Below are 6,065 nucleotides of genomic sequence, written 5' to 3' on the forward strand. Positions count from 1 at the left end.
CCTCAGTTCCTGTCCCAGCGCGCGTACGCGTCGATGATCTCGCTGACCAGCCGGTGCCGGACGACGTCGGACGAGCCGAGGCGGCAGAACGACACGTCGTCGATGCCTGTGAGCACCTGCTCGACGATGCGCAGCCCCGACGTGGTGGACGACGGCAGGTCGACCTGGGTGACGTCCCCGGTGACCACGACCTTGGACCCGAACCCCAGGCGGGTCAGGAACATCTTCATCTGCTCGACGGTCGTGTTCTGCGCCTCGTCGAGGATGATGAACGCGTCGTTGAGGGTCCGGCCGCGCATGTAGGCCAGCGGTGCGACCTCGATCGTGCCCGCCTCCATCAGCCGCGGGATCGCCTCGGGGTCCACCATGTCGTGCAGGGCGTCGTAGAGCGGGCGCAGGTACGGGTCGATCTTGTCCGAGAGGCTGCCCGGCAGGAAGCCGAGACGCTCACCCGCCTCGACCGCGGGCCGCGTGAGCACGATGCGGTGGACCTTGCGGTCCTGGAGCGCCTGCACCGCCTTGGCCATCGCCAGGTACGTCTTGCCCGTGCCGGCCGGACCGATCCCGAACGTGACCGTGTGCCGGTCGATCGCGTCGACGTACTCCTTCTGCCCGGACGTCTTGGGCCGGATGGTGCGCCCGCGGCTGGACAGGATGTTGAACGACAGGATGTCGGCGGGCCGCACGGTCGAGGCCGCCGTCAGCATGGTCACCGACCGGGCGACGATGTCGGGCGTCAGCGGTGTCCCGCCGGCAGCCATCTCGACCAGCTCGTCGACGAGCCGGGACACCAGCGCGACGTCACCGACGGGTCCGGCCAGCGTCACCTCGTTGCCACGCACGTGGATGTCCACCGTGGTGAAGCCGGTCTCGATCGCGCGCAGGACCTCGTCCTGGAGGCCGAGCAGCTCGACCATGGAGATGTCCGAGGGCACGGTGATCCGGTGCTCGACGCGGGCCGGCGCACCGTGGGCGCGGGCTGTGCGTGCTGGGTTGGGCGTTGGTTCGGCCATGTGCTCGGCGTGCGCCGTGGGCTCCTTAGCTGGGACGGGTCTGGCGGGCTCTGGAACGGGAACAGACGGGGCGGGACCTGCGGGCATCCAGTCTACGAGCCCGGGCCGACAAGAGTCCTCGTCATACCCATCGGCCGAGGCGCTGCGCCAGGATCGCGAGGGCGACCGGGCCGGCGGTCGAGGTGCGCAGCACGTGCGGGCCCAGCCGCACCGCGCCGGCACCGGCCTCGATCAGTCGCGCGAGCTCGGTCTCGCCGATGCCCCCCTCGGGTCCGACGATCACGAGGCACTCCCCCTCGGTCGGCAGGGCGACGTCGGCGATCGGCGCGGAGGCGTCCTCGTGCAGCACCAGCGCCACGCCGCCGGCATCGACCACCGACCGGATGCGTGCGGCGAGACCGCGTCCGTCGAGCGCGAGCTCGACCTCGGGCACCCGGGCACGACGCGACTGCTTGGCCGCGGCACGCACGGTGGTGATCCAGCGGATCCTGCTCTTCGCCGCGCGGTCTCCCCGCCAGACGACGATCGAGCGCTCCGCCTGCCACGGCACGACCGCGTCGACGCCGACCTCGGTCGCCGCCTCGATGGCCATCTCGTCACGGTCGCCCTTGGCCAGGGCCTGCACCAGCACGAGCGGCACGTCGGGCAACGGCTCGAGCACGACCTCGCGGACGGCGACGACCACGCCGTCGGCGCTTACCGAGTCGACGACGCCGACGAGTCGGATCCCGGTGCCGTCGGCGACGTCCAGCCGTTCACCGGGCGCACGCCGCTGCACGACGCCCGCGTGGCGCCCTTCGGCACCGCCGAGCAGGTAGGTGCCGCCCGCGACGACGTCCCGAAGACTCCCGGGCTCGGCCAGGAAGACCGGTGCGCTCATGAAGGGCGGCCGCTCAGCGGCCGGACAGCTTGTCGCGCAGCTTGGCGAACACGCCCGTGCTCGAACCCGCGAACCGCGCCTCGGGACGCTCCTCACCACGCAGGGCCGCGAGCTTGCGCAGGAGCTCGGCCTGCTCGTCGTCCATGGCCATCGGGACCTGGACGTCGACGTGCACGTGCAGGTCGCCACGACCGCTCGCGTGCAGGTGCCCGACGCCGAGGTTCTTCAGGGTGACGATCTGCGACGGCTGCGTGCCGGGGCGCAGGTCGACCTCGCGCGGACCGTCGAGGGTGTCGAGCGTCAGCACCGTGCCGAGCGCGGCCGCCGTCATCGGCACCTCGAGCGTCGCGTGCAGGTCGTCGCCGCGCCGGACGAAGGTGTCGTGCTTGCGCTCGCGCACCTCCAGGTAGACGTCACCTGCCGGGCCGCCGGCGGGGCCGACCTCGCCCTGGCCCGTGAGCTTGATGCGCGTCCCGGTGTCCACGCCCGCGGGGACGTCGACGCTCAGCGTGCGACGCGACCGGACCCGACCCTCGCCCGAGCACTCGGTGCACGGCTCGGGGATGACGCTGCCGAAGCCGTGGCACGCCGCGCACGGCTGCGTCGTCATGACCTGGCCGAGGAACGAACGGGCCACCCGCTGGACCGAGCCGCGACCGCCGCAGACCTCGCAGGTGCGCGGCGAGGTACCCGGGCGGCAGCACGAGCCCGCGCACGTCGGGCACACGACCGCGGTGTCGACCGGGACGTCGCGGTGCACGCCGAACGTGACGTCCGCGAGGTCGAGGTCGAGGCGCACGAGCGCGTCCTGCCCGCGCCGCGCTCGAGGGATCGGCCCACGCTGCTGGGCCGCACCGGTCGCCGCGCCGAAGAACGTCTCGAAGATGTCCTGGAAGCCGAACCCGCCACCCATGCCGCCACCGGGGCTCGCCGGGTCGCCGCCCATGTCGTACGCGCGACGCTTCTCCGGGTTCCCCAGCACGTCGTACGCGCGGGACACGTCCTTGAACCGGTCCTCGGAGCCGGCATCCGTTCCCGCGACATCCGGGTGGTGCTCGCGTGCGAGCTTTCGGTAGGCCTTCTTGATCTGCTCCGGCGTCGCGTCGCGAGGCACACCGAGGATCTCGTAGTAGTCGGTCACGGGATGATCTGCTCGCTTCCAGGGGGTCTACCGGGGGTGGGTCGGTCGGCGTTCACTGGGCCAGGATCCGCGTCAGGTACCGCGCGACGGCGCGGACCGCGGACATCGTGGCTGGGTAGTCCATGCGCAACGGACCGATCGACCCGACGCGAGCCACGGAGCCGCCGCCCTCGTCGCCGTAGCCGGTGGTCACGAAGCTCGTCTCGACGAGGCCCTCGTGCTGGGTCTCGCGGCCGATCCGCACGGCGACCGCCTGCGTGTCCTCGGCCATCTCGCTCAGGAGCCTGAGCAGCACGACCTGCTCCTCGAGCGCCTCGAGCACGGGGCCGATGGAGCGCACGTCGGTGCCGCCCGCACGCGCGAGGTTCGCGGTGCCCGCGAGCACGACACGCTCCTCGCTCTCCTGCGCGAGCGTCTCCTCGAGCACCGCGACGACGCCGCGGACGAGGCCCTGGTCGGCCGGTTCAAAACCCTGCACCAGGTCGGCGAGAGCGACGGGGAGCTCGGACAGCCGACGGCCCGCGGCGCTGACGTTGAGCCGCGCGCGAAGCCGTGCGACGACTGCATCGTCGAGCTCACCATCGAGCTCGAGCGTGCGCTGCTCGACGCGACCCGTGTCCGTGATCAGCACGACGAGCAGGTGCCGCATGCCGACCGGGACGAGCTCGACGTGCCGCAGGGCAGAACGCCGCAGGGACGGGTACTGCACGATGGCGACCTGCTGCGTCAGCTGCGCGATGAGGCGCACGGCCCGGTCGACGACGTCGTCGAGGTCCTGGGCGTTCTCCAGGAACGTGCCGATGGCACGACGCTCGGGGCTGGACAGCGGCTTGACGCTCGAGAGCTGGTCGACGAACAGGCGGTAGCCCTTGTCCGTCGGCACCCGGCCGGCCGACGTGTGCGGCTGGGCGATGTAGCCGCCCTCCTCGAGGAACGCCATGTCGTTGCGGATCGTGGCCGGCGAGACGCCGAGCGAGTGACGTTCGACCAGGGCACGTGAGCCGACCGGCTCCCGGGTGGCGACGTAGTCCTCGACGATCGCCCGAAGGACGTCAAGACGTCGGTCGTCGCTCATCTCGCCTCCCTTCGTCTGCACACGGGCTGTTGCCTGCGCACGGGTGGCACTCCCCTGACAGGAGTGCCAATGCTACGCCGCGCGGCCCACACGACCGCCGTACGCACGAGCCCTGCGCCCACAGCGCAACCGGCGTGCCCCGCGGACGCCGTCCCACGGTCCCTCTACGCTGCCCGGGTGAACCAGGACCGCTACGGCTCCGACGTGCTCGGGGGGCCCGCCTCGACCCACCACCGACCGGCCCGGACGAGCCGCCCGCAGCCCGCCGAGACGGGTCTCGTGGTCGAGGAGGTCACCACCGGCTGGGTCGGCGCGGTGGTGCGCGTCGAGAAGTCCGGCGGCATCCACGTCGTCGTGCTCGAGGACCGCCGAGGGCGAACGCGCACCTTCCCGCTCGGCCGAGGGTTCTGGGTGGACGGCGAACCCGTCGCCCTGACCGCCCCGGTGCGCGCGTCGGCACCCGCGAGACCCACCCGGACGGCGTCCGGCTCCGTCGCGGTGCACGACGCCAAGGCGCGGGTCGCCCGTGGGAGCCGGATCTGGGTCGAGGGCAAGCACGACGCCGAGCTGGTCGAGAAGGTCTGGGGCGACGACCTGCGCCTCGAGGGCGTCGTGGTCGAGCTCCTCGACGGCGTCGACAACCTGCCCGACGCGGTCCGCGACTTCGCCCCAGGTCCCGGCCGTCGCGTCGGCGTCCTCGTCGACCACCTCGTGGCCGGAGCCAAGGAGAGCCGGATCGCCGCGGAGGCGGTCAAGGCCGCCCCCGCCGGATCGGTCCTCGTCCTCGGCCACCCCTACGTGGACGTGTGGCAGGCCGTGCGCCCCGAGCGGATCAGGCTGACGGCGTGGCCGACGATCGAGCGTGGCACCGAGTGGAAGTACGGCATCCTGCGTGAGCTCGGCTGGCCCGCCCAGGACCAGGCCGACGTCGCCCGCGCCTGGCAGCGGATCCTGCGGTCGGTCCGCAGCTACGCGGACCTCGAGCCCAGCCTGCTGGGCCGCGTCGAGGAGCTCATCGACTTCGTGACGACGTGACGATGCCCGGCCACCGGAGCCGGTGGCCGGGCATCGCGTCGGGAGGTCAGACGGGCGGGGCGATCGGGTCGTCGAGCAGACGCTTGAACAGGAACGCGGTCGCGACGAGCACGACCGGGACGGCGACGAGCAGTCCGACGCCGCACAGCAGCGCTCCGGCGAACAGGATCGCCAGGGCGAGCAGGTAGAACAGGATCGTCGTCGACAGGTTCTTGGTGATGAGCTCGTAGCTCGCCTTGATCGCGTCGACCGGCGCGAGCTGCTTGCCGATCACGAACCAGAACGTGAAGAACAGCAGGAAGTTCACCACGAGCCCGATCAGCCAGCCGACGAGCGGCACCAGGCCGACGACGAACGAGATGGCCGTGAGCAGCAGTGCCGTGATCACCACCGGGCCGGCATCCACGAACCTGAAGAAGTTGCCGAACGCGAGCCGCCGCCCCTCCGTGAGGTCCAGCGCGGCCCGGATGAAGATCGCCTGGACGAGGTAGGTCACCAGGTAGCCGATCAGGGAGAACACGATGAATCCGAGCGAGAACCCGATCCGGCCCCCCGACGTCGTCCGGAACACCTCCCCGATCCCGCCGAAGATCAGTCCGACGATCGAGAACGCGACGATCAGGATGACGAACCACACGAGGCCGGCGCCGATGAACAGACCACCGTTGCGTGTGAACTGCTGCCAGCCGTACGAGAACGGCTCACCGATCAGCGACGGCGGCGGCGCACCGTAGCCGCCGGCGGGCGGCGGGTAGGACCCGGGCGGGTAGTTGCCGGGCGCCTGCTGGCCGTAGCCCGCGGGCGGCGGGTAGGCCCCGGGAGCCGGCTGGCCGTACTGCGGTGCCGGCGGCGGGTAGGCGCCCGGCGCGGGCTGGCCGTACTGCGGCGCAGGGGGCGCGACGGGCGGGACCGGCGGCGCGA

General features: G+C 72.0%; 5 protein-coding genes and 1 pseudogene. 1 reads left to right on the forward strand and 5 read right to left on the reverse strand.

All coding sequences use genetic code 11. From position 1 onward, the window contains the following. Positions 1–2: 2 nt before the first annotated feature. The 4 genes from AC1DPN_RS13145 to hrcA form a co-directional block, all read right to left on the reverse strand. Positions 3–1,013, reverse strand: a complete 1,011-nt coding sequence (locus AC1DPN_RS13145) for a PhoH family protein (RefSeq protein ID WP_477085182.1) — start codon at positions 1,011–1,013, stop codon at positions 3–5. A 121-nt stretch (positions 1,014–1,134) separates the two neighbouring features. Next, on the reverse strand, positions 1,135–1,893 hold the full coding sequence (locus AC1DPN_RS13150; RefSeq protein WP_477085183.1) for a 16S rRNA (uracil(1498)-N(3))-methyltransferase: 759 nt from the start codon (positions 1,891–1,893) through the stop codon (positions 1,135–1,137). Between the two features lie 13 nt (positions 1,894–1,906). Continuing rightward, positions 1,907–3,034 (reverse strand): molecular chaperone DnaJ, encoded by a 1,128-nt coding sequence (gene dnaJ / locus AC1DPN_RS13155; protein ID WP_477085184.1) that lies wholly within the window; start codon positions 3,032–3,034, stop codon positions 1,907–1,909. A gap of 52 nt (positions 3,035–3,086) precedes the next feature. Further along, entirely contained in the window at positions 3,087–4,109 is a 1,023-nt protein-coding gene (gene hrcA, locus AC1DPN_RS13160; protein ID WP_477085185.1) for a heat-inducible transcriptional repressor HrcA, read from the reverse strand. A 177-nt stretch (positions 4,110–4,286) separates the two neighbouring features. On the opposite strand from hrcA, the gene AC1DPN_RS13165 reads away from it, so the two are divergent. Next, entirely contained in the window at positions 4,287–5,144 is an 858-nt protein-coding gene (locus tag AC1DPN_RS13165) for a DUF3097 domain-containing protein (protein WP_477085186.1), read from the forward strand. Positions 5,145–5,190: 46 nt separating this feature from the next. Here AC1DPN_RS13165 and AC1DPN_RS13170 read toward each other — a convergent pair. After that, positions 5,191–6,065, reverse strand: a pseudogene (locus AC1DPN_RS13170) (hypothetical protein); the annotation flags it as partial.

The organism is Cellulomonas sp. P4_H4 (genome assembly GCF_056400865.1).

What these genes read in the sequence shown, in the direction of transcription:
- hrcA (WP_477085185.1), bottom strand. Translation starts at nt 4,109, where the DNA reads ATGAGCGACGACCGACGTCTTGACGTCCTTCGGGCGATCGTCGAGGAC.
- AC1DPN_RS13150 (WP_477085183.1), bottom strand. Translation starts at nt 1,893, where the DNA reads ATGAGCGCACCGGTCTTCCTGGCCGAGCCCGGGAGTCTTCGGGACGTC.
- AC1DPN_RS13145 (WP_477085182.1), bottom strand. Translation starts at nt 1,013, where the DNA reads ATGGCCGAACCAACGCCCAACCCAGCACGCACAGCCCGCGCCCACGGT.